This window comes from Mesorhizobium sp. KACC 23794 (assembly GCF_052180275.1).
In the GTDB taxonomy this organism is placed as follows: Bacteria; Pseudomonadota; Alphaproteobacteria; order Rhizobiales; family Rhizobiaceae; genus Kumtagia.
In genome coordinates, this window is record NZ_CP197465.1 from 2,469,648 (window position 1) to 2,491,589 (window position 21,942).

Genomic DNA, 21,942 nt, shown 5'->3' on the forward strand with positions numbered 1-21,942 from the left:
CATGTCGATTCAGAACAAGACCGTTGTTGTTACCGGAGCCGGGCGCGGGATCGGCCGAGCGACCGCCATTCACTTGGCCGCACGCGGCGCGCGCCTGGTTCTCGGCGCGCGAAGCGAGGCGGAGATAGCCGCGCTCGCAGGCGAGATTGAAGAAGCGGGTGGCGAGGCGGCCTATCGGAGAACCGACGTCACAAAGCGGGGGGATCTCGAGGCATTGGTCGGTCTTGCTTGCGAGCGGTTCGGACGGCTCGACGTCATGGTCAACAATGCCGGCATCGGGCCGCTCTCCCGCTTCGACCAACTGCGCGTTGAAGATTGGGATGCCATGATCGACGTGAACCTGAAGGGCACGCTCTACAGCATCGCTGCGGCGCTGCCGGTATTCGCCCGCCAGGAAAAAGGCCACGTCGTCAACGTCCTGTCGACGGCCGGCATCAAGATCCTGCCGACGATGGGCGTCTATGCCGCCACCAAGAACGCCCTGCGAACCGCCACCGAAGTGCTGCGACAGGAATCAAGTCGGCACCTGCGTGTGACGGAAGTGTCCCCTGGTTTTATCGACACGAATTTCGCGGATACCTCGATCGCCGATCCGGACTTGAAAGAGGCGTTCCGGAAACGCAAGGAAGAAATCGCCATTTCGCCCGATGCAATCGCACGCGCGGTGGCCTTCGCAATTGAACAGCCCGACGACGTCGAAATTGGCAGTATCGTGGTACGTCCAGCCGCGCAGGACTGATGCTGAACGGGCGCATTGGGTCGCCCTGTCTGCCAAGCGTGAACGTCCTTTAACGTGAATAGAACAACCCATTGAAGGTCTGCAATGGGGTCGGAACGGACATTCAAACTGGAACCCTGCCGGAAGATCACGGGCCGCCGCTTCGTTTGTCAAATGCCGATCAAGTTGATTTGACGCCGGCTTGCGCGCAATCCGTGCGAAGCTGGCCTTGCCGTCCTCCAGCCGGAGATCGTCGACATGTTCACAAAAAACCTTCCGATCGCATTCGCCGTACTGCTTGCCCTGGCTGCCGGCGCCACGCCGGGCTGGGCGGCCGACACCGCGCGGGTGCGCGGCACGGTTGCCGGCATCGAAGGCCCGATGCTGAGTGTCAAGACGCGCGAGGGCGACACGGCGGCGATCAAGCTCACGGAAGGCTGGCAGATTTCCGGCATCAAGGCTGCTTCGATCGGCGACATCAAGCCGGGCGATTTCCTGGGTATAGCCTCGGTGCCCAGGGCGGATGGCGGCGACGGCGCGCTGGAAGTGGTGATCTTCCCAGCCGCCATGAAGGGCGCTGGCGAAGGCAGCCGGCCATGGGACCTGCAGCCCAACAGCAGCATGACCAACGGCACGGTGGAGGAAGCCGTTTCGCAGGTCGACGGGCGCGTGGTGACGCTTTCCTACCATGGCCAGCAGCGCACGATCGCCATTCCCGACAATGTGCCGGTGGTCACTTTCGCGCCGGCCACCGAAGCCGACGTCAAACCCGGCGCGCCGGTCTTCGTCTTTGCCGAGCGCGGCGCCGATGGTGCGCTTGCCGCCAACCGGGTGGTCGTCGGCAACAATGGCGTCGCGCCGCCGATGTGATCTTTCGGAGCGGGTGGGGGGAGGGGCTGCGACGTCCCCCCGCGCCGGCGGTCGCTGGCCGAGCGTTTTGGCGGATCTTGCCCTGTCTGCCTGGTGAGCGAGCCGGTAGGGTGATCGCCCGATCCCGCCTCCGTTCGATGCCGCCATGCTGGATTTTCCCGTCGCCGACCATTCGGGCGGCGAATTGCTGTTCCTTTTTGCAGCCGCGCTGGTTGCCGGGCTGGCGCGTGGCTTTTCCGGCTTCGGGGCGGCGCTGATCTTCATTCCGCTGGCAAGCGCGGCGGTCGGGCCGAAGGTCGCCGCGCCGCTGCTGCTGGTCATCGATCTTGTGACGACGGTCGGCATGCTGCCCAATGCCTGGCGGCTGGCCGACAGGCCAAGCGTCGGCACGATGTCGGCCGGCGCCTTCTTCGGCGTTCCGGCCGGCGCCTATATCCTCGCCACCGCCGACCCGCTGGCGATCCGCTGGGCGATCGTCGGCCTGGTGGTGGCGATGCTCGGCCTGCTCGCCTCGGGATGGCGCTATCATGGGCGGCCGAAGACGACGGTCACCGTGTTTGTCGGCATGCTGGCGGGCTTCTGCTCGGGCGCGGCGCAGGCGGGCGGTCCGCCGGTCGTCGCCTATTGGCTCGGCGGTGCGATACCGCGGCATACGGTGCGCGCCAACATCGTGCTCTATTTCGCGATTTCCAGCGTGCTGTCGATCGCCTCCTACGTCGCTGGCGATCTGTTCGTCCGCGACGTCTTCCTGCTCAGCCTGCTGTCAGCGCCGGCCTATGGGATCGGGCTGTTCGGCGGATCGCACATGTTCGGCCTGGCGAGCGAGGTGACGTTCCGCCGGTTGTGCTACTGGCTGATCGGCGTGGCGGCGCTCGTCAGCCTGCCGGTGCTGGACGGGATTTTGCGTTGAACAAAGGCAAGACAAGGACTATGCTTTTCTGATCGGGGGCATGGTGGACTCCCCGTGAGGCTTTTGCCCAAGTTCCGCCTTCGCAGGCTATGCGGAGGAAATCCATGCCTCGCTATCTCTCGCCCTCTGAACTCATTCCGCTCGTCGGCACCAGCCGGTCGCCTCTCTTCGTCGATGTGCGGCGGCCGGCAGCCCTCGCCGCTTCGCCGGTTCGCATCGCCGGCGCCATCTGGCGCGATCACATGACGGTCGGCGAGGTTCTGCCACCGTCATCGGATCGACAACCGGTCGTGGTCTATTGCGCCCATGGTCACAATGTCAGCGAGATAGCGGTGGCGAATCTGATCGCCGCCGGCGTCGATGTGGCCGTGCTTGAAGGCGGATTCGACGCCTGGAATGCGGCAAAGGGTCCGACCGCCGCGCGTGAGGCGCCGTGCATGGAGACCGGGTTGCCCGTTCCAAGCGTCTGGGTGACAAGGGAGCGGCCCAAGATCGACCGCATCGCTTGCCCCTGGCTGATACGCCGGTTCATCGATCCGTTTGCGGTGTTCCACTTCGTTGCCGCCGAGTGGGTCGTCGACATCGCCCTCGAAACCGGCTGGATACCGTTCGATGTCAAGGACGTGCATTATTCGCACCGCGGCGAGGACTGCACCTTCGACACGCTGATCGCCGAGTTCGGCCTTTGCGAACCGGCGCTCCTGCACCTGGCAAGGATCGTCCGCGGCGCCGACACCGCTCGCCTGGATCTGGAGCCGCAGGCGGCCGGGCTGCTGGCGATTTCGCTCGGCCTGTCGGCCACGGAACGGGACGACCGAACGCAACTGGAAAAGGGCATGGTCCTTTACGACGCCCTCTACGGCTGGTGCCGCGATGCTGCGGGCGAAACGCACAACTGGCCGGCGAGAGCGGCGTAGATGCACCAGATGTTGGATGGGCCGGAAACGACACCGTTGGCCGGGGCGGCACGCCCGAGCCTTGGCGAGGCCACCCGCGTGTTCGGCAAGATCGGGCTGCTGTCCTTCGGCGGCCCGGCCGGGCAGATCGCGCTGATGCATCGCATCCTGGTCGACGAAAAACGCTGGCTGGACGAGCCGCGTTTCCTGCATGCGCTGAACTACTGCATGCTGCTGCCCGGACCGGAAGCGATGCAACTCGCCACCTATTCCGGCTGGCTGCTGCACGGCGTGCGCGGCGGGCTGATCGCGGGCCTGCTATTCGTGCTGCCGGGCGCTGTCGTGATCACCGCATTGTCGGCGGTCTACATGCTTTTGGGGCATGTGACGCTGGTGCAGGGTTTCCTGTTCGGGCTGAAGGCGGCGGTGCTGGCCGTGGTGCTGGAGGCGCTGGTAAAAGTGTCGCGACGGGCGTTACTCGATGCGCCGGCGGTGTTCATCGCCGTTGCGGCTTTCGTCGCCATCGCGTTCCTGAAACTGCCGTTCCCGCTGATCATCTTTGGCGCGGCGGCGGCTGGCGCGGCAAGGCATTTGGTCGCGAGGGATCGGTCGCGCCCGGTCTCCGGGCCTGCCGCGGACCAGGCCATGCCGGAATGGGCGCGGCCGAGCTGGCGGCGATTTGCCTCCACTCTCGCCGTGTGGCTGGCGGTCTGGCTGGTGCCGCTGACAGGGCTCTATCTCCTGCTGGGGGGAGGGCATGTGTTCACCGCCGAGGCCGGTTTCTTCTCGAAGATGGCGATGGTCACCTTCGGCGGCGCCTATGCGGTGCTGGCCTATGTGGCGCAGCAGGCGGTTGAAATCTACGGCTGGCTGAAGCCGGACGAGATGCTGGCCGGGCTCGGCCTTGCCGAAACCACGCCGGGTCCGCTGATCCTGGTGCTGGTGTTTGTCGGTTTCCTCGGAGGGGCGCGGCTCTCCGGCCTCGACCCTCTGGCCGGCGGGCTGGCGGGCGCGGCGGTGACGCTGTGGTTTACCTTCGTGCCTTGCTTCCTGTGGATCTTCGTCGGCGCGCCCTACGTCGAGACGGTGCGCCGCGTGCGCTGGCTGGCGGCCGCGCTTGCCGCCGTCACGGCAGCGGTGGTCGGCATCATCGCCAATCTTGCCGTCTGGTTCGGGCTGCATGTGCTGTTCGGCAGGGTGGACGAGGCGAGGGCAGGGCCGTTCAGCCTGCCGGTACCCGACTTTTCCAGCTTCGACTGGCTTGCTGCCCTGATCGCGCTCGCCGCGGCGGTCGCGCTGCTGCGGTTCAAGGCGAACATGCTATTGGTTTTGGCTGTTGCCGCACTGGCGGGCGGGCTCCGCGAATTTGTTTAGAACCCGTCGTCCCCTAGGGCCTCCCGAAGGGATTGCACCTGGAGCATTGCAGGCGATCCTGTTTTCGCCGGAAATGCTCCAGCCCCCGGAAGCCACCTAAAGGAAGGCCGCGAGCGACGGGTCGAGCGGTGTCGATGCCAGATTGCCCATATGGACGAAGCCGGCGTGCCGGTTCGAGCCGTCGACATCGACCGACGCCCAGCGCGTCAGGTAGCGTTTCTTCGAGCCGGGCGTTGGGTGAATGCAATCCGCCTTGGCGCCATAGGCGATGGAGCGGATGTGAACGGTGGCACCGTTGCCTAGCGTCCGCAGGATTGGAGATGTACTGTTCGGGGACCGCCGCAGGTTCAACGTTCCGTCGGGAGACTGAACCGTCGTGCGGAAGCCCAACTCTGGCGGATTGGGCAGCATTGCGTTGAGTTCGTCGAGATCGAATAGCGGGCCAGGGTCGAATTTGCCCATGATCGCGATGTCATGGTGTCCTACCACCTCCGCGATCGGATAGGTTGCGATGATATCCTTGGCGATGCCCCTGACGGACGCGATCTGCGCGGCAGGATATTTCTCCCATCGCTGCATGCTCGCGTCGTCCGGATTGTAGATCAGCTTGCCTGGACCGTTCGGGACGCCGGGATCGAAAGCGAAGCCCTTGTTCATGAGGCAGATGCCGATCGAGCCGCGTGCAACCGACGCGCCGAGTGTCACTCCGCTCCCGGCTTTCCAGTTGCTGAGGCCGGGGTGCAGGGCTGACTCGGTGAAGCGCCTCGTTTGAAAAGCATCGCCGTTCTTCTCGATCAGAATATGGTAGCTCAGCCGGGCGGCGTTGAGCGCAGCCACCGCCTGCGCGACGGTATTCGTGACGGAATAATGGATTACCAGTAGCTTCGGCGTCTGGTTGGCGCCGACATGGATTAGGGTCTTCTTCGGCAGTCCGGTGATGAAGTTATCCGTGATTGACATGAGCCCCTCTCGGCCGGTAGCCTACTTCGGCAGTTTGCCTTCACATTTTGCAGTGAACGATTCTCCGCCCGGCTTGCGCTCGTCGGTGAAGATCAGGGCCGTCCCGCCCTTGCTCGGCTCGGCGATGATGACGGTCATCTTGGCCCCGTTCACCGTGGTGATCTCGCTGGTCAATACGGTTTCGTCCGCGGTCCGCTCGACAGTATAGGGACCGTCACCGGATGTCTCGAACGCTCCGAAGGAAAAGACGGGTCCTTCGACATTTGCGAACATATGGCAATTTTCCGAAGATCCGTCGAAGGTCAGGCACGAACATGACCAGTCGGGGGTCTTTTCCTCGTCGGCCAACGCCGACCATGACATCGCCAGCGAGATCAAGGATATCAACGCTGCAAATTTTCGATTCATTTCGGTCTAGCCTCCTGCTGTTCAACGGGACAAGACTGATGCACGAAAATGCCAGGAACTTAAAATTTTCGATTTTATATCGGCAGACCGAATTCCACGAAACGTTCTGTCGAACGGTCAGTTTATACTTTCAACGATGCTTTTCAACAGGAATTTTGAAAGCGCAAGGACGGTATTCCGTCCCGATGCGCGAGCAAACGGAACGCGGCAGCGACCTTGCGTGGTGGCTCAAGGCAGATCGGGCAAGAAAAGCCTGCTCAATCGAACAGGCTGGAGACGGACTCTTCCGTCGCGGTGCGCGAGATCGCCTCGCCGATCAGGTCGGCGATGGAGACGACGCGGATGTTGTGGGCGTCGTTGACGCCTTGCGTCGGCTGAATCGAGTCGGTGATCACCAGTTCCTGCAGCTTCGAGCCGGTGATGCGCGCCACCGCGCCGCCGGACAGCACGCCGTGGGTGATGTAGGCCGTCACGCTGCTCGCGCCCTTCTCCAGCAGCGCGTCGGCGGCGTTGCACAGCGTGCCGCCGGAATCGACAATGTCGTCGAACAGGAGGCAGTCCTTGCCCTTCACGTCGCCGATGACATTCATCACTTCCGACTCGCCCGGCCGCTCGCGGCGCTTGTCGACGATGGCGAGCTGCGCGTCGACGCGCTTGGCCAGCGCCCGGGCGCGCACCACGCCGCCGACGTCCGGCGACACCACCATGACGTTGGCGAGCTGCTTGTATTTGGTCTTCACGTCGCGGGCCATCACCGGCACCGAGAACAGATTGTCGGTCGGGATGTCGAAGAAACCCTGGATCTGGCCGGCATGCAGGTCGAGCGTCAGCACGCGGTTGGCGCCGGCCCGCGCGATCATGTTGGCGACCAGCTTTGCCGAGATCGGCGTGCGGCCGGAGGCGCGGCGGTCCTGGCGGGCATAACCGAAATAAGGGATCACCGCCGTGATGCGCCGGGCGGAAGACCGCATGAAGGCGTCGATCATGATGAGCAATTCCATCAGATGATCGTTGGTCGGGAAGGAGGTCGACTGCAGGATGAAGACGTCCTCGCCGCGGACGTTCTCCTGGATCTCGACGAAGATCTCCTGGTCGGCGAAGCGCCGCACGGTCGCCTTGCCGATCGGGATGTTCAGGTAGCGGGCGACGCCCTCTGCAAGGGTCCTGTTGGAGTTGCCCGCAAATAGTTTCATGTGCCGTTTCCGAAGGGGTGGGTAAGCGGGCTTTTAACCGCCCGCCGCGCTATTGCAAGCGCAAGCATGGGTACATCTTGGACAAATACGTTCCCGGCGGCGTTGCCGGTCACCCGCTGCGTCCGCCGATCCAGGCGGCAAGCTGGTCCATGGTGGCGTTGCCGATGGCCTGCATCGAAGCGGCCGGCACCGCGGCCCACCCTTCGCCACCGGCCGAAGCGGATTTCTGCTGGCCGGAGATCCGGTGCACGCGGTTGCCGGTCGGGTCGTAGACGTCCCAGACATAGATGACGGTGGTTTCCTTGCCCTCGACCAGCGGGGTGAAATAACCTTTCAGCATCAGCGTCGCGGCAGGATCGGCGCTGCCCACCATGCGGATGCCGCGCTCACGGGCGCGGCTCGACAGCCGTTCCGAAAGCGATGTCGCCGCCTCGACCGAGGTTCCGACGATCGGGGCGATCTGGACGCGGGCGCTGGAGATCAGCGCGGCCGACTGCGCGGTCGTCGAAGGCACCGGAGCGGGCTGGCCGGGCGACGGCGAAGCATCGGGCGTGGTCGAGGATGTGGCGACCGGCGGCGTGATCGCCGAGGGTTCCAGCACGTCCTGGGTGTTCGTGCAGGCCGAGACGATCCCGGCCGCGAGCAGGATTGCAGCGACACCCAGCGTCGGTCTCTTGCCCTCGGACCTTTGGTTCAATGCGCGGACCCTTTCGCCGACTGCCGATTCACTTCACGATCAAGTCGAGATCATGGCGGGAAAGCGGCTTGGGCTGCGTTTCGGTGGTCAGGTATGTGCGACCCAGCGTCATCGCCGTCTCGGTCTCGGAATCCATGATGATCATGTGGGCGAACAGCGTCATGTTGGGCGCGATGGGTTCCGAATTGCCCTGGTAGAACATCGGCGTGTCCATCCAGCTCGGCGTGAAGCGGGCGCCGACCGAATAGCCGCAGGCGTTCAGCCGGTGCCTGGTGAGGCCATGCGCCTCGAGCGTGCGGGAGTGGGCGTCGAACACGTCGCCGAAATTGTTGCCGGGCGCCATCGCCTTTTCTACGGCGGTCAGCGCGTCGCGAGCCGCTTCGAACAGCTCCTGGTGCCGCTTCGAGGCCTTGCCGGTCAGCACCGTGCGCATCATCGGTGCGTGGTAGTGATGGAAGACGCCCGCCCATTCCAGTGTCAGCTGGTCGTTCTTGGTGAGTTTCCGCCGACCCGCCTTGTAGCGGCAGAGCAGGGCGTCCGCGCCCGAGCCGATGATGAATTCGTTGGCCGGATAGTCGCCGCCGCCGGCAAAGACCGCGCCCTGCATGGCAGCCAGGATCGCGCCCTCGTCGCCGCCCTGGACGATCAACGGAAGTGCCGCGTCCAGCGCCTCGTCGGACAGGGCGGCGGCACGCTCCGCCTTCGCCACTTCCGCAGGGCTCTTGAATTGCCGCAAGCGCGCGACGATGCCGGAGCCGTCGACGATCTGCCCGAAGGTCGAAAGCTGCTCGTCGAGCCGCCTTCCGTTGAAGGCCGTCAGGCCGTGCGTGTCGTATTCGACGCCGATGCGGGCACCGAGCAGGCCGAGGTCGTTGAGCAAATTGCGCAGGTCGAGCGCCGGATTGGCCTTCTCGCGGTCGAGCCAGACGACGACGTTGTCGATGGTCGAGGTGTGCCGCGCCTGCCTGAGATCGGCGGAGCGGGTGAGCAGCACCATCGAGCCGTCGGACTTCAGCACCAGGCACTGGAAGAAGCAGAAGCCGAACGTGTCGTAGCCGGTCAGCCAATACATGCTTTCCTGCGCGAACAGCAGCATGGCGTCGATTTTCTTTTCCGCCATCTCGATGATCAGCCGGTCGCGGCGGGCGTCGAATTCGGATCGCTCGAAATGCAGGGCCATCACACGTCCTCCAGAACGATCGCGGAAATCAGCCGGCCGTAATCCGCTTCCTTGCGGTGCGTCGTGCGGCGGTAGGAGAAGAACAGGTCTTCCTCGGCATAGGTGCAGCGGTTGAGCGCTTCCGCCGTTACGCCAGCTTTTCGCAAGCGGTCGACGGTATAGCGGTTCAAGTCGAACAGAGCGTGGCCCGGTTTTCTGGACGGTTCAAAATAGATGGCGTTGCCCGCATCGGCCTCGACGAAGCGGTCAACGAATTCCGGACCTACCTCGTAGTTCTTCGGGCCGATCGAGGGGCCGAGCACCGCCACGATGCGCCCGCGCGACGCACCGAGCTTTTCCATGGCGTCGACGGTGTTTTCCAGGACGCCGGTGAAGGCGCCCTTCCAGCCGGCGTGGGCGGCGCCGATGACGCGCGCCTCCGCGTCGGCGAACAGCACCGGCCCGCAATCTGCCGAGCTCGCTCCCACCGCGAGACCGGGCCGGTCGGTGACGATCGCGTCGGCCTGCGGACGCGGCGAGGGAAGGGGGCCGGTCGCCACGATGACGTCGGGGGAATGGATCTGGTAGACGGAAAGCAGCGCGTCGGGGGCCACACCCATCCATTCGGCCACGCGGCGGCGGTTCTCGGCAACCTTTTCCGCGTCGTCGGCTGAGCCGTTGCCGATGTTGAGGCCGCGGTAGATGCCCTCGGAGACGCCACCCTTGCGGGTGAAGAAGCCGTGCCGGATGCCGCGCGGCCGCGCTTCGTCGAGCAGGGGCGAGCGCAGCGGATCGGGCTTGTCCAAATCTGTCATGCGCCGCCTTGTCGTCCGTGAGCATGGGGACCGTCAAGGCGAAATCCGCAATGCGATCCTCCGGTCCCCCCGGCGGGCGGAAAGTGAGCCAGCCGTGCGAGCGAGTCAACCGGTCGCCGGTCAGGCTGCGGAGGTGGCGCGGATCAGGGTGGGGCGTGTGTTCGTCCGAAGTGAAACAGCGGTGGCGTCCGGTCGCGGGGATGCTCGCCGCATGTCTGGCAAATGTCTCGCGAAGTCAGGTCTGCAGTCCTTCGAGCAGCGTGGCGACGGCCGCGTCCAGGGGATTCGGGCCAAGTTTTTCGGACAGAAGCAGCCCGTCGATGCTCAGCATCGTCATGCCATGCATCTGCGCCCAGGCGGCGGCGGCCTGGCCGCGCACGTCGCGCTTGCGCAGCACCCCTTCGGCTTGTCCCCGCTCCAGCAATTCGATGATCACGGCGAATGCGGCAAGCGCTCTCTGGTTCAGATGCACATCCGCCGCCTTTCCGGCATCCCCGCTGAACATCAGCCGGTAGAGCGCCGGATTGGATGTCCCGAACTGCACATAGGCGCGCGTCATGGCAAGAAATTCGTCACGCAGGGATACGGGGTGCGGCGGCCTTGCCTTGATCGCTGCCTCGCGCAGCCGGTCGAAGCCGAGCAGCGCCATTTCGGAAAGCAGCGCGGCCTTGTCCGGGAAGTGCTTGTAGGGGGCGGCGTGGCTGACGCCGGCGCGGCGCGCCACTTCCCGCAGCGTGAACTGCCAGCCCTTGTCCTCGTGCAGCATGCCCATGGCGGTCTCGATGATCGTGCGCCGCAGGTCGCCGTGATGATAGGGGCGGGTCGAGGAGTCCGGCATTCTGCCTCACGAAGTTGTCAGTGAAAACATATGTTGACATCGCCTACTTACGAGCCTATGTCAATGCCCGGAAGTTGCCACTGTCAACATTGGAGCAGAACCATGAAATGGATGAATTCGACAAACCCCGGAAACAAATTGCTCAGCCTGATCGGCGCTCTGATGGCGTTCGGCCTCGCCACCGCCGCCTCGCCCCTGCACGCCGCGGAACTGACGCCTGTCGCGGGCGAAAGCGTGGACCTCGGCGATTTTCATGGCGTGGTCTATTATACCAGCGAAAAGGACGGCTACCGGGTCGTGGCGACGGTCTCGGATGGCGAGGGCGGCCCAGCGATCCGCTTCTCGACCACGCTGGCCGACAACCAGTCCGCCACGATCTCGGTGCCGGGCCAGCCTGGCGGGTTCGGGCGAAGTGTCGAAATCGCCCGATCCGGGGACAGGCTAGTCGTGACCGAGCCGGAACACGTCTCCGCCTTTGCAGATTGACGGCTTTGCGCGGCGTGGGTCGTCCGGATTTTTAGCGCCGCGTCGCAATCATGAATCGCTTGCGCGCTATTGGGAAAGTCTGCGTCTGTTGCGCGATTCAATGGTCCATTAACCGCCGTGAATGTTGGTATGCGCCGCGACCGCGCTCGTCATGGTATGCGTCAGGGCGCCGCTCATCCCCGAAGGAACATCCATGAAGAGATTTCTGGTCGCCGCCGCGATGCTGCTGCCCGCCCTCGGCAGCGCCACTGCCGGTCCGGCCGCGCCGTTCGTGCCTGACACGGGCGAACCTGCTGTCATCCCGGCGGGCGGCTGCCATGCCGATGTCCGCCGCCACTATGTGCCTGAATATGGACGTCCGGTGCGCCACTACCACAACCGCGACTGCTTTCCGATCCGCGCCAGCGGCGGCGGCGCGGTGATTGCAGACTGCCACCGCGACGTGCGTCTCCACCGCATACGCGGCGTGCAGGTCTGGCATCGTCATGTCGGCCGGGACTGTGCCGTGCGCGTCGTCAGCCGCAGCAACTGACTTTGATGCGGCAGGAGCGCGGCGGGCGTTGACCTGCCGTACCGACTCGCTGGCCTAGGGGAGGATATCGATCAGCAGGGTTCGTTGCTGACGATCCGGTAACGGGCGGATTCTGCCTCGCAGGCATTGGGGAAGGTGCGGACATTGCCGCCTTGCCGCGCGCAGACGGGCTTGTATTCGCGCGTGCAGAAGCGAGGCTCTTCACCGCCACCGCCACCGCCACCGCCACCGCCACCGCCACCGCCACCGCGCCGGCATTCGCCGCGGTCGAGCACGCGGTAGCCGGCGGCCTCGGCGACGCAGGCATTGGAGAAGGTCTGGCGGTCGCCGCCGCGCCGCGCGCAGACGGGATCGTATTCGCGGGTGCAGGCGCGGGGTTCGTCGCGATCGTCGTTGCGGCGGCATTCGCCGCGGCGCACGACGCGGAAGCCGGCATTGTCGGCCATGCATGCGTTGGCGAAGGTGCGCTGGTCGCCGTGGCGCCGGCCGCAGACGGGATCGTATTCGCGCGTGCAGAAGCCGCCATCCGGAACAGGCCGGGGGCCGGGTCGGTCCTCGTCGACGACCACCGTACATGCGGCGAGCACGACCAGCGCCAGCGCGAGAATCGCATCGCGAAGCCTGATCTTCGGCACCATATACATAGCCGTCCTCCCGTTCGAATCCGATGACGGCGATGCCGATCCTCTCGGCGATGATCGCCATTTCGGATGCGAATGCAATCCCCATGCACGTGGCCACGTCCGTAGCGCGAACCTGTATTCTCTCAAAACGCTCCCGGCGGCGGTCTGGGCGCCAAGTCCTGACAACACTGGCCTGTGGCTTGCGAATAGAGCATTTCCATGCGATACATTTCGTGTTCGGGCATTTGCGCACCCGGAGACTGGACCGTTTTTGGACGAAACCTTTCCCCGAATACTGTGAATATCTGACGGCCCCCGGTTGGCGGGGGGCAGATTGCGTGGTCGCCAAGCTGATGACGGCGTCGGAATTCCGGGCCCACGGGATACGCGCCGGGAAAACCGCAACGGGTGAAGGAGCTTTCCCCCATGTCCCAGACGGGAACCGTCAAGTTCTTCAATGCTACCAAAGGCTTTGGCTTCATTACGCCGGACGGCGGCGCCAAGGACGTTTTCGTGCACATCTCGGCGATCGAAAAGTCCGGCCTGCGCACGCTGGTCGACGGCCAGAAGGTTTCCTTCGACGTCGAGCCGGACCGCATGGGTAAGGGGCCGAAGGCGGTCAACCTGCGCGCGTCCTGATCCGCGCCTGTCAAGTGGCCTAACGACAAGCGCGGCGTGGCGGTTTGACCGCCGCGCCTATTTTGTATCTGAACCACTCCTGCGGCGCCTGAACCGGTCTTCCCGGCTGATCCTGCCGATGCACTTTTATATTCCCGGCAACTTCGTCGCGCAGTGGTGCGGGCGGGGAAAACTTTCGCTTGCCCCTTTCCTAAAAATGAAGGACTAATCTCGATCTCGGGCATTTTGCGGGCCCGGAGACGGGAATGGCATGCGGCGGCCGCTTGCTGAAAGCGCCGACGAATCGCGGGCAGCATACAAAGAGGGCACTGGCCAGGCCCCGGCGCGACCAGTCAGTTTCTTCTCCTTGCCGAATGACCGGGAACCGCGCGGGCGAGGACCCCGCCGGACTTCTCTTTATTTGGGGTCATAAGGAGTTACCCATGCCGCAACACGGCACCGTCAAGTTCTTCAACCACGCAAAGGGCTTCGGTTTCATCACGCCCGACGATGGCGCCAAGGACGTGTTCGTTCATATTTCGGCGGTGCAGGCTTCGGGGCTGCCGGGTCTGGAGGACGGCCAGAAGGTGAGTTTCGACACCGAGCCCGACAAGCGCGGCAAAGGCCCCAAGGCGGTCAACCTTTCCGTCGGCTGAACCGGGCGGCAACCGCCGCCCCGGCCCGATATCGTGGCGTATGAAAGTCATGGCGTTTTGAACATCGGCGGAGGCCGGGACGGTCGGGCCGCGTGAGGAACTGCGGACATCATTCCGCCTGACCCGGCGTTCAGGCTGCATTCAGGTACACCGCCCTATTGCTTTCATCCGACACAGGGCGGTGCCCGATTGCCGCCCGCGGTCGAAGGAGATCGAAATGAACCGTTTGCTGAAAACCGCCGTGCTGGGCCTTGCGGTCACGGCCACCACGCTGTCCGCCCTGCCGGCCGCGCAGGCCGGCGATGGCTGGAGGCGGCACAACAATTATCGCCACTACAATTACAACTCGAACGGCGATCTTGTGGCCGCCGGCGTGCTGGGGCTGGCGGTCGGCGCAATCGCCGCCGGCATCGCGACCGCTCCTGCGCCGCGGTACTACGAGCCGGAGCCGGTCTATGGCGAGCCGGTCTATCGCGAGAGGGTCCGCGTCTATCGCGAGCCGCGCCCGCGTCCGGCGCCGGACCGTGGCTATTATGTCGAAGAGCCGGATGTCGTCTACGCCGCTGGCGCGCTGGAGCCCTGGTCGCCCGGCTGGTACGACTATTGCGAAGGTCGCTACCGGTCGTTCAATCCAAGCACCGGCACGTTCACCGGCTATGACGGCCGCCAGCATTTCTGCCAGGCCAACTGATCCTTCAAGCACCGAAGCAGGGGCGTCGCCGAACGGCGGCGCCTTTCGTGTTTCCGCTGTCGCCGCGCTGCCGGCGGCAGGCAGGCGCCTCCCCTGACGGCAGGATGCGTCAGCTACGATCCCGGCGCTTCTGTCCCGCCGCATCGGCTTTGGCTAAGCTGCGCCGAACTTGAAGCCGGTACCGCAAATGATTGTCCAGGCCTGCATCAACGGCGCGCGTGCCGCCAGCTTTCATCCGGTGCTGCCGCTCACGGCGGAAGCGATGTCGCGGGACGCCGCCGCATGCGTCGCGGCCGGCGCAGCCGAACTGCACATTCACCCGCGCGGGCCGGACGGCAGGGAAAGCCTTGCGGCCATCGACGCCACGATCCCGTTGATCCGGCGGGCATGTCCCGGCACGCTGGTCGGCGTGTCGACGGGCGCCTGGATCGAGGGCGACGAAGCACGCACGCGCTTGGCGATCGACGGCTGGACCGAACTGCCGGATTACGCCTCGGTGAACCTTTCCGAAAATGACGCTCCGGATGTCATGGAGCGGCTGCGACGGCGCGGCGTCGGCGTGGAGGCCGGGCTGGCGTCGGTGGCGGATGCCGAGCGCCTGGTCGGACTGGACGACGGCAACCCGATCTTCCGCATCCTTATCGAAATCTCGGAGCAGGAATTCGACGCGGCAAGGTCGGTCGCGGACGGCATCCATGCCGTGCTGCAGAGGGCCGGCCTACGCAAGCCGATCCTGCTGCATGGCGAGAACGCCACCGTGTGGCGCTTCGCGGAGCTTGCCGCCGAACGGCGATGGTCGACGCGGGTAGGGCTGGAGGATTGCCGCATGCTCCCCGACGGCAGCGTCGCATCGGGAAACGCGGCGCTGGTCGTGGCCGCGGTGGAGATTTTTAAGGGGAGTAGGGGAGTAGGGGAGTAGGGGAGTAGGGGAGTAGGGGAGTAGGTTTGACCATTCCCCCGACGTCTGCGTGGAAGCTCACGGAAAAGCAGTCGCTGCGATCTGTTGACCGCCTTGTGCAATCGCGCTTTCTTCCTACTCCCCTACTCCCCTACTCCCCTACTCCCCTACTCCCCTACTCCCCTACTCCCCTACTCCCCTACTCCCCTACTCCCCTACTCCCCTACTCCCCTACTCCCCTACTCCCCTACTCCCCTACTCCCCTACTCCCCTAAACCAGAAACGGATTCCCCCGCCGCTCCTCGCCGAAGCGGCCGCCGGGACCGTGGCCGCAGATGAAGCCGATATCGTCGCCGAGCGGCAGCAGCTTGTTCTTGATCGAGGCGATCAGTGTGGCGTGGTTGCCGCCAGGCAGGTCGGTGCGTCCGACCGAGCCGTGGAACAGCACGTCGCCGACATGCGCGAATTTCGCGGCGCGGTTGAAATAGACGACGTGTCCCGGCGCGTGGCCCGGGCAATGCAGCACCTCGAAGACGTGTTCGCCGAAGGAGACCGTCTCGCCCTCCGCGAGATAGCGGTCGGGCACGCAGTTGCGGACGTTGCCGGACAATCCGAACCGTACCGCCTGCTGTTCCAGATTGGAAAGCAGCGACCGGTCGGCCTCGTGCGGGCCGACGATCTCCACGCCCAGCGCGTCCTTCAGATCCATGGCCCCGCCCGCATGGTCGATATGGCCGTGGGTGATCCAGATATGCCTGATGGTGAAGCCATTGTCGCGGATGGCCGCGAGGATGCGGTCGACATCCCCGCCCGGATCGACGACCACGCCTTCCTTGGTCTCGTCGTCGAAGAGGATCGTGCAATTCTGCGCGAAAGGGGTGACGGGAACGATCCCGGCGTTCAGATTACCCATGCTGCTCCTCGCATGCCGAACCCATCTTTGGCTCGACCGTTCCTATGCAACGGAGCGTGACGAATGGAAAGCGTCGGAGAGGGCTTGCGCGCGGAACCCGCGTCAACTTTCGTTCAAAACAAAACTCTCCGAGGTCAGCGGTCTCGGCGGGCAGTCTACCGCGTGACGGGCAAGGCGCGGGCGCCTTGCCCTGGCAAGGATTGTAACCTCAAGCCTTGTTCATCGACTTCATCACCATGCCGACGATTGCCGTCAGCACGCCGCCGCCGACGAGACCGCCAACCCCGTCGCCGAGTACGCCCGACATCGCGCCCTGGACAGCCGGATCGCTCAGCACGTTGGTCAGGATCTGGCCGCCGGCAACGCCGCCGATCACGCCGGAGATGACTTTGGTCACTGTGCTCATCGCGGCCTGTTTCATCGCCGCGCTGACGCCGAGCCCGCCGATCGCGCCGGTCACTGCCTGGATGATGATAGGGAGAAGTGCTTCCATGTCCAATTCCCTCCTCGGACCTCCGGCATGTGCCGGCAACCAAAGAGAGACATCGGATTGATGTCGCAGTCAATTCGATTGATGAAATGCGAGGTGGACGGCGCCTGCCGTCCACCGGTTTTGGTGTCAAAATTGGGGCGAAAGGCCGATTTCGGCCCCGCGATTCACTCCGCGGCGATCGCCCGCTTCGGTTGCACTGCGGCCGAATAGTCGTTCATCAGCGTCCGGGTGATCTCGCCCGGCTGGAAGTTGTAGGGGCCGATCTCGGCAACGGGGGTGACCTCGGCGGCCGATCCGGTCAGGAAGCACTGTTCGAAACCTTCCAGTTCCTCTGGCTGGATATGGCGCTCGATAACCTCGAGGCCGCGCTGGCGGGCCAGCACGATCACGGTCTGGCGGGTAATGCCGTTCAGGAAGCAGTCGGGCAGCGGCGTGTGGATCTTGCCGTCCTTGACGAAGAAGATGTTGGCGCCGGTGGCCTCGGCGACGTAGCCGCGCCAGTCGAACATCATCGCGTCGGCGTAGCCCTTGGCCTCGGCCGCGTGCTTGGACAGCGTGCAGATCATGTACAGGCCGGCGGCCTTCGCCCTCGAAGGAATGGTGCGCGGGTCGGGCCGGCGCCATTCGGCGATGTCCAGGCGGATGCCCTTCATCTTCTGCGCCGGGTCGAAATAGCTCGGCCACTGCCAGATGGCGACGGCGCAGTTGATCTTGCTGCTCTGCGCCGACACGCCCATCTGCTCGCTGCCGCGCCAGGCGATCGGCCGGATATAGGCGTCGGAAAAGCCCTGCTTCTTGAGCAGTTCGCGGCAGGCGTCGTCGATCTCCGCAACGCTGTAGGGTATGGTGAAGCCGAGGATGCGCGCCGATTCATGCAGGCGCTCGGTGTGCTGGGTCAGCTTGAAGATCTCGCCACCATAGGCGCGCTCGCCCTCGAACACGGCGCTCGCATAATGCAGGCCGTGGGTCAGCACATGGATCTTGGCGTCCGCCCATTTGACGAATTCGCCATTCATCCAGATAAAGCCGTCGAGTTGATCGAAAGGAACGGATGCCATTTCTGCCTCCCTCGGACCGGAGCCCGTGTTGTTTTCTTCAGGGTCGGCGCCTGCGGCGGCTGCCCTTGCTTGGAAAGAATAAGCCCGCGGGTCTGCTGTGGCAAACTCAGGAAGCGTCGGAAAATTCGGCGCCGGCTTTCGTTTTCGTTCGCAATCGAGCGAAAAGCTTGCCAAAAATTACCAGCCCTCGAAAATTATGTCAATAAAGCTGACGTAAATTCCGATCGAATCAGGAAACGCATGCCAGATCGAACCCAACCGACCGTCAAGCCGATCCGCACGCCGCTGTCCGGCGAGGACGGCATCGACCTGTCCATCATCGAGCTTTTCTTCTTCGCCTACAGGGATTTCACGTCCGATCCCGACCAGATCCTCGAAACCTATGGCTTCGGCCGCGCTCACCACCGCGTACTGCATTTCGTAAATCGTAAGCCGGGACTTACGGTTGCCGAACTGCTGGACGTGCTGCAGATCACCAAGCAGAGCCTGGCGCGGGTGCTCAAGCAATTGATCGACGCCGGCCACATCATCCAGGTGCCGGGGCCACGCGACCGGCGGCAGCGCGAACTCTATCCGACCCAGAAGGGAAGGCAGCTGGCGCTCGATCTTGCGCGGCCACAGTCGCGCCGCATCGATGCCGCATTGAGGGCAATCAGCACGGGCGAACGCCAGACCGTCGAAGGCTTTCTCAAGGCGATGGTCAACGCCGAGCTCAGGCCGCAGATCGACCGGCTGGCCGACCGGCGACAGGATGCAACCGAGGGGGATGGCTGAGATGGCCGACATTTCTTCTGCGCCGGGCGACGACGCGCCGCATCTGCTGGTGGTCGACGACGACACGCGCATCCGCAACCTGCTCAAGCAGTATCTCACCGAGAACGGCTTTCGCATCACCGTCGCCGGCAATGCCGAGGAGGCGCGGCGTCAATTGAAAGGTCTCGACTTCGACCTGCTCATCCTCGACGTGATGATGCCGGGCGAGACCGGCGTCGACCTCACCAGGTCGCTACGCGCCGAGAAGTCGGTGCCGATCCTGATGCTGACCGCGCTGTCGGAGACCGACAGCCGCATCGCCGGGCTGGAGGCAGGCGCCGACGACTACCTGCCAAAGCCGTTCGACCCGCGCGAGCTGATCCTGCGCATCAACAACATCCTGCGTCGCGGCGGCCCTTCGGCGACGCCGAAGGTCGAGCAGTTGGTGTTCGGCCCCTACACGTTCCAGATCGCGCGGCGCGAGCTGAAGAAAGGCGGCGAGCCGCTGAAGCTGACCGACCGCGAGCAGGAGATTTTGGCGATCTTCGCAGCGCGCGCCGGCGAGACCATTCCCCGGCATGAGCTGGTGGCCGGTGAATCGGACGTCAGCGAGCGCACCATCGACGTGCAGATCAACCGCCTGCGCCGCAAGATCGAACGCGATCCCGCCAATCCGGTCTGGCTGCAGACGGTGCGCGGCGTTGGCTACCGGCTGAGCGTCGAATAGCGATCGGCGGTCCGCAACGCCGCCATTAAGCATTTGTTTGAACCCGCCAAGCAGTCTGGCGACGCGGCTGGTTTTGATTCGCCGCGCGTAGGGGAGTGGGGATCATTCATGCATGACCAATCGGCGCGGCTGTTCGGCTTTCCGATCGACAGGCGGACCGCGCTGGTGCGGCGCACGGCGGCGGAGCTGTCGGGGCTGAACGGCGAGGACGCCAACGGTTACTGGCGGACGACGGCGCGAACGCTGCTGCAGGACCTTGTCGAGCAGGGCCGCGACATGGAAACGGCGCGCGTCGAGGTGCTGCGTTTTTTCGAGGCGGTCCAGGTCGAGTTCCGCAAGGAAATGGCCGAGCGGCGGTCGATCGTGACGGCCTGACATCGACAATTTCGCCGGTCTGACGCATGGCGGTTCCCTCCCGGTCCTCTCCGCAGTAGAATAGGAGTTGGCCGGCGGCCCGGCCGGCATCGGAAAAGAGGCGATGTCGACTTCGGAAGCCGAACGGACGGTTGTTGCGGACTGGCTCTTTCGTGCGCGGCACGTCTACAACCGCGTGCGCCACCATTGGGACTGCCTCGTCTGGCGGCCGATTTCGCGTTACCTGCCGAAGCGGCTCTATTCGCGCTCGCTGATCATCGTCGTCGCGCCGATGATCATCTTGCAGTCGGTGATCACGCTGGTGTTCATGGAGCGCCACTGGCAGATGGTGACGCAGCGGCTGTCGACGGCTGTGGTGCGCGACATCGCTGCGATCATCGACCTGGCCGAGACTTTTCCGCATCCGGACGGCGACTATTCCGATCTTGCCCGCATCGCGCAGGACCGGCTCGACATGAAGGTCGACATATTGCCGCCCGGACCGCTGCCGGCGCCTGGCCCAAAACCGTTCTTCTCGATCCTCGACCAGGCACTTTCGGAAGAGATCAGGAGCCAGATCAACCGGCCCTTCTGGATCGACACGGTGGGCGATTCCAGGATCGTCGAACTGCGCATACAGCTCGACGACAATGTGCTGCGGGTGTTCGTGCGCCGCAACCAGGCCTATGCGTCCAACTCGCACATCTTCCTGGTCTGGATGGTAGGCACGTCGCTGCTGCTTCTGGGCATTGCCATTCCGTTCCTGCGCAACCAGGTGAAGCCGATCACGAAACTCGCCGAGGCGGCGGAAAGTTTTGGCAAGGGACGGCCGCTGCCCCCCGATTTCCGGCCGCGCGGCGCGGAAGAGGTGCGGCGCGCCGGCTTCGCCTTCATCCAGATGCGCGAGCGCATCGAGCGGCAGATCGAGCAGCGCACGGCGATGCTGACCGGCGTCAGCCACGATCTCAGGACCATTCTCACGCGCTTCAAGCTGCAGCTGGCGCTGAGCGGCCGCAAGGTGGACGTGGAGGCGCTGAACCAGGACGTCAACGACATGCAGGCGATGCTGGAGGGTTATCTGTCCTTCGCGCGCGGCGATGCGCTTGAGGATCCCGGCCGCTTCGACCTCGCCGCCTATTTCGACAAGCTCGGCGACGAAGCCAAGCTGCGCAAGCGCAAGCTGACGACGGCGCTGACCGGGGCGACCGAGATTCATGTGCGGCCGAACGCCTTCGGCCGGCTGCTCGCCAACCTCACCGGCAACGCCTTCCGCTACGCCAAAAATATCGACGTCAAGGCCACCCATACGCGCGGCACGCTGCGCGTCGTCATCGACGACGACGGCCCCGGCATCCCGGCCGACAAGCGGGAAGAGGTGTTCAAGCCGTTCGTGCGGCTGGACAACGCCCGCAACCTCGACGCCAGCGGCACCGGGCTCGGCCTGTCGATCGCCCGCGACATCGCGCGCAGCCATGGCGGCGACATCTGGCTCGACGACAGCCCGCTCGGCGGGCTGCGGGTGATATTACGGGTGCCGGCGTAGGTGGATGAGCTGACGTAAGTGCTCGACGCGCGGTTTGGAGCGCGTTCTGTCAGTGATCGATTGTACTTCAATCGATCCGCGGAGCCCGGTTTTTGCTTATCAGGCTGGAGTGACCGTCAGCTTGAACCCCAAAGCCTTGGTTACTCCCGCAAGCGTGGATAATCTGGGGTCGCCGTTCTCATTCAGCGCCTTGTACAGCGCTTCGCGTGTAACGCCAGCCTCCTTGGCGATGGAGGTCATGCCTCGTGCTCTTGCAACATTGCCGAGAGCCTTGGTGATCACAGCAGGATCGCCATCCTCGAAGGCAGCCTCGATGTAAGCAAAGATCGTCTCTTCGTCATTGAGAAATTCAGTGGCATCCCACTTGGTTGTTTCGAGCGGCATTTAAATCTCCTTTGCCATGGTGACGGCTTTCTTGATGTCCTTGTTCTGCGAAGACTTGTCGCCGCCGCAGAGCAGGATGACGACCGTGTTTCCACGCTTGACGAAATAGATGCGGTAGCCAGGACCGTAGTCGACACGCAACTCACCAATGCCGTCAAAAAACTTGGCGTCGCCGAGATTGCCCAATTCCACCCGGTCGATGCGAACTTGAATGCGGGCAGCGGCGCGAACGTCCTTGAGGCCCTTCAGCCATTCAACGAACGCGGCGGTTTTACGCACTTCTATCATGCGTGAATTATAGTTTACGATCGGTTCGCGTCAATTGTGATGTGAAAAATAGTTCACGGCAACATGAGCTGTTCCGCGTGCGCATTG

At 64.3% G+C, this 21,942-nt stretch carries 28 protein-coding genes; 15 read left to right on the top strand and 13 right to left on the bottom strand.

From position 1 onward, the window contains the following. Position 1: 1 nt before the first annotated feature. From ACSBOB_RS12210 to chrA, 5 genes are all read left to right on the top strand, one after another. Entirely contained in the window at positions 2–739 is a 738-nt protein-coding gene (locus ACSBOB_RS12210) for an SDR family oxidoreductase (RefSeq protein WP_442582656.1), read from the top strand. Between the two features lie 237 nt (positions 740–976). Next, positions 977–1,588 carry a hypothetical protein gene (locus ACSBOB_RS12215; RefSeq protein WP_442582657.1) on the top strand — a complete coding sequence of 204 codons (612 nt, stop codon included), beginning with the start codon at positions 977–979 and terminating at the stop codon, positions 1,586–1,588. 145 nt (positions 1,589–1,733) lie between these two features. Next, positions 1,734–2,498 carry a sulfite exporter TauE/SafE family protein gene (locus ACSBOB_RS12220; RefSeq protein ID WP_442582658.1) on the top strand — a complete coding sequence of 255 codons (765 nt, stop codon included), beginning with the start codon at positions 1,734–1,736 and terminating at the stop codon, positions 2,496–2,498. A 104-nt stretch (positions 2,499–2,602) separates the two neighbouring features. Continuing rightward, entirely contained in the window at positions 2,603–3,415 is an 813-nt protein-coding gene (locus ACSBOB_RS12225) for a chromate resistance protein ChrB domain-containing protein (protein ID WP_442582659.1), read from the top strand. Beyond that, positions 3,416–4,768, top strand: coding sequence for a chromate efflux transporter (gene chrA / locus ACSBOB_RS12230; protein ID WP_442582660.1), 1,353 nt, complete (start codon positions 3,416–3,418; stop codon positions 4,766–4,768). 96 nt (positions 4,769–4,864) lie between these two features. Here the strand turns inward: chrA and ACSBOB_RS12235 are convergent, their stop codons facing one another. From ACSBOB_RS12235 to ACSBOB_RS12265, 7 genes are all read right to left on the bottom strand, one after another. Then, entirely contained in the window at positions 4,865–5,728 is an 864-nt protein-coding gene (locus tag ACSBOB_RS12235; RefSeq protein WP_442582661.1) for an N-acetylmuramoyl-L-alanine amidase, read from the bottom strand. A 21-nt stretch (positions 5,729–5,749) separates the two neighbouring features. Next, on the bottom strand, positions 5,750–6,136 hold the full coding sequence (locus tag ACSBOB_RS12240; protein ID WP_442582662.1) for a hypothetical protein: 387 nt from the start codon (positions 6,134–6,136) through the stop codon (positions 5,750–5,752). 257 nt (positions 6,137–6,393) lie between these two features. Next, entirely contained in the window at positions 6,394–7,329 is a 936-nt protein-coding gene (locus ACSBOB_RS12245) for a ribose-phosphate pyrophosphokinase (protein ID WP_442582663.1), read from the bottom strand. A 109-nt stretch (positions 7,330–7,438) separates the two neighbouring features. Beyond that, a complete protein-coding gene (locus ACSBOB_RS12250; RefSeq protein WP_442582664.1) occupies positions 7,439–8,026 on the bottom strand; it encodes a hypothetical protein in 588 nt (195 codons plus the stop codon). A gap of 28 nt (positions 8,027–8,054) precedes the next feature. Next, entirely contained in the window at positions 8,055–9,206 is a 1,152-nt protein-coding gene (locus ACSBOB_RS12255; RefSeq protein ID WP_442582665.1) for a M24 family metallopeptidase, read from the bottom strand. Beyond that, on the bottom strand, positions 9,206–10,000 hold the full coding sequence (pgeF, locus tag ACSBOB_RS12260) for a peptidoglycan editing factor PgeF (protein WP_442582666.1): 795 nt from the start codon (positions 9,998–10,000) through the stop codon (positions 9,206–9,208). Before pgeF ends, ACSBOB_RS12255 begins: the two co-directional genes overlap by 1 nt. Before the next feature lie 235 nt (positions 10,001–10,235). Beyond that, entirely contained in the window at positions 10,236–10,838 is a 603-nt protein-coding gene (locus ACSBOB_RS12265; protein ID WP_442582667.1) for a TetR/AcrR family transcriptional regulator, read from the bottom strand. A gap of 102 nt (positions 10,839–10,940) precedes the next feature. On the opposite strand from ACSBOB_RS12265, the gene ACSBOB_RS12270 reads away from it, so the two are divergent. Both ACSBOB_RS12270 and ACSBOB_RS12275 read left to right on the top strand, forming a co-directional pair. Continuing rightward, on the top strand, positions 10,941–11,324 hold the full coding sequence (locus ACSBOB_RS12270) for a hypothetical protein (RefSeq protein WP_442582668.1): 384 nt from the start codon (positions 10,941–10,943) through the stop codon (positions 11,322–11,324). 193 nt (positions 11,325–11,517) lie between these two features. Beyond that, positions 11,518–11,856 (top strand): hypothetical protein, encoded by a 339-nt coding sequence (locus tag ACSBOB_RS12275; protein WP_442582669.1) that lies wholly within the window; start codon positions 11,518–11,520, stop codon positions 11,854–11,856. A 71-nt stretch (positions 11,857–11,927) separates the two neighbouring features. Here ACSBOB_RS12275 and ACSBOB_RS12280 read toward each other — a convergent pair whose 3' ends face one another. Then, positions 11,928–12,500 (bottom strand): Kazal-type serine protease inhibitor family protein, encoded by a 573-nt coding sequence (locus ACSBOB_RS12280; protein ID WP_442582670.1) that lies wholly within the window; start codon positions 12,498–12,500, stop codon positions 11,928–11,930. Between the two features lie 405 nt (positions 12,501–12,905). On the opposite strand from ACSBOB_RS12280, the gene ACSBOB_RS12285 reads away from it, so the two are divergent. From ACSBOB_RS12285 to ACSBOB_RS12300, 4 genes are all read left to right on the top strand, one after another. Then, positions 12,906–13,118, top strand: coding sequence for a cold-shock protein (locus tag ACSBOB_RS12285; RefSeq protein WP_308059115.1), 213 nt, complete (start codon positions 12,906–12,908; stop codon positions 13,116–13,118). 422 nt (positions 13,119–13,540) lie between these two features. Continuing rightward, positions 13,541–13,753, top strand: a complete 213-nt coding sequence (locus ACSBOB_RS12290) for a cold-shock protein (protein ID WP_442582671.1) — start codon at positions 13,541–13,543, stop codon at positions 13,751–13,753. A 217-nt stretch (positions 13,754–13,970) separates the two neighbouring features. Next, positions 13,971–14,444, top strand: a complete 474-nt coding sequence (locus ACSBOB_RS12295) for a BA14K family protein (protein WP_442582672.1) — start codon at positions 13,971–13,973, stop codon at positions 14,442–14,444. A 187-nt stretch (positions 14,445–14,631) separates the two neighbouring features. Next, positions 14,632–15,363: a 3-keto-5-aminohexanoate cleavage protein gene (locus ACSBOB_RS12300; protein ID WP_442582673.1), complete on the top strand. Its 732-nt coding sequence runs from the start codon at positions 14,632–14,634 to the stop codon at positions 15,361–15,363. Positions 15,364–15,613: 250 nt separating this feature from the next. Here ACSBOB_RS12300 and ACSBOB_RS12305 read toward each other — a convergent pair whose 3' ends face one another. The 3 genes from ACSBOB_RS12305 to ACSBOB_RS12315 all read right to left on the bottom strand — a co-directional run bounded on the left by ACSBOB_RS12305 (position 15,614) and on the right by ACSBOB_RS12315 (position 17,806). After that, a complete protein-coding gene (locus tag ACSBOB_RS12305; protein ID WP_442582674.1) occupies positions 15,614–16,255 on the bottom strand; it encodes an MBL fold metallo-hydrolase in 642 nt (213 codons plus the stop codon). 208 nt (positions 16,256–16,463) lie between these two features. Beyond that, the gene (locus ACSBOB_RS12310) at positions 16,464–16,748 is read right to left on the bottom strand and encodes a hypothetical protein (protein WP_442582675.1); all 285 of its coding nucleotides are present in this window, start codon (positions 16,746–16,748) and stop codon (positions 16,464–16,466) included. A 164-nt stretch (positions 16,749–16,912) separates the two neighbouring features. Continuing rightward, positions 16,913–17,806: a branched-chain amino acid aminotransferase gene (locus ACSBOB_RS12315; protein ID WP_442582676.1), complete on the bottom strand. Its 894-nt coding sequence runs from the start codon at positions 17,804–17,806 to the stop codon at positions 16,913–16,915. 240 nt (positions 17,807–18,046) lie between these two features. Between ACSBOB_RS12315 and ACSBOB_RS12320 the strand changes: the two genes are divergently transcribed. The 4 genes from ACSBOB_RS12320 to ACSBOB_RS12335 all read left to right on the top strand — a co-directional run bounded on the left by ACSBOB_RS12320 (position 18,047) and on the right by ACSBOB_RS12335 (position 21,183). Further along, a complete protein-coding gene (locus ACSBOB_RS12320; protein ID WP_442582677.1) occupies positions 18,047–18,580 on the top strand; it encodes a MarR family winged helix-turn-helix transcriptional regulator in 534 nt (177 codons plus the stop codon). A 1-nt stretch (position 18,581) separates the two neighbouring features. Further along, positions 18,582–19,286, top strand: coding sequence for a response regulator (locus ACSBOB_RS12325; protein WP_442582678.1), 705 nt, complete (start codon positions 18,582–18,584; stop codon positions 19,284–19,286). Positions 19,287–19,394: 108 nt separating this feature from the next. Further along, positions 19,395–19,661, top strand: coding sequence for a DUF6074 family protein (locus ACSBOB_RS12330; RefSeq protein WP_442582679.1), 267 nt, complete (start codon positions 19,395–19,397; stop codon positions 19,659–19,661). A gap of 103 nt (positions 19,662–19,764) precedes the next feature. Continuing rightward, entirely contained in the window at positions 19,765–21,183 is a 1,419-nt protein-coding gene (locus ACSBOB_RS12335; protein ID WP_442582680.1) for an ATP-binding protein, read from the top strand. 99 nt (positions 21,184–21,282) lie between these two features. On the opposite strand, the gene ACSBOB_RS12340 is transcribed toward ACSBOB_RS12335, so the two are convergent. Together ACSBOB_RS12340 and ACSBOB_RS12345 are read right to left on the bottom strand one after the other, a co-directional pair. Further along, on the bottom strand, positions 21,283–21,567 hold the full coding sequence (locus tag ACSBOB_RS12340) for an addiction module antidote protein (RefSeq protein WP_442582681.1): 285 nt from the start codon (positions 21,565–21,567) through the stop codon (positions 21,283–21,285). Continuing rightward, positions 21,568–21,855: a type II toxin-antitoxin system RelE/ParE family toxin gene (locus ACSBOB_RS12345; RefSeq protein ID WP_442582682.1), complete on the bottom strand. Its 288-nt coding sequence runs from the start codon at positions 21,853–21,855 to the stop codon at positions 21,568–21,570. Positions 21,856–21,942: the final 87 nt, after the last annotated feature.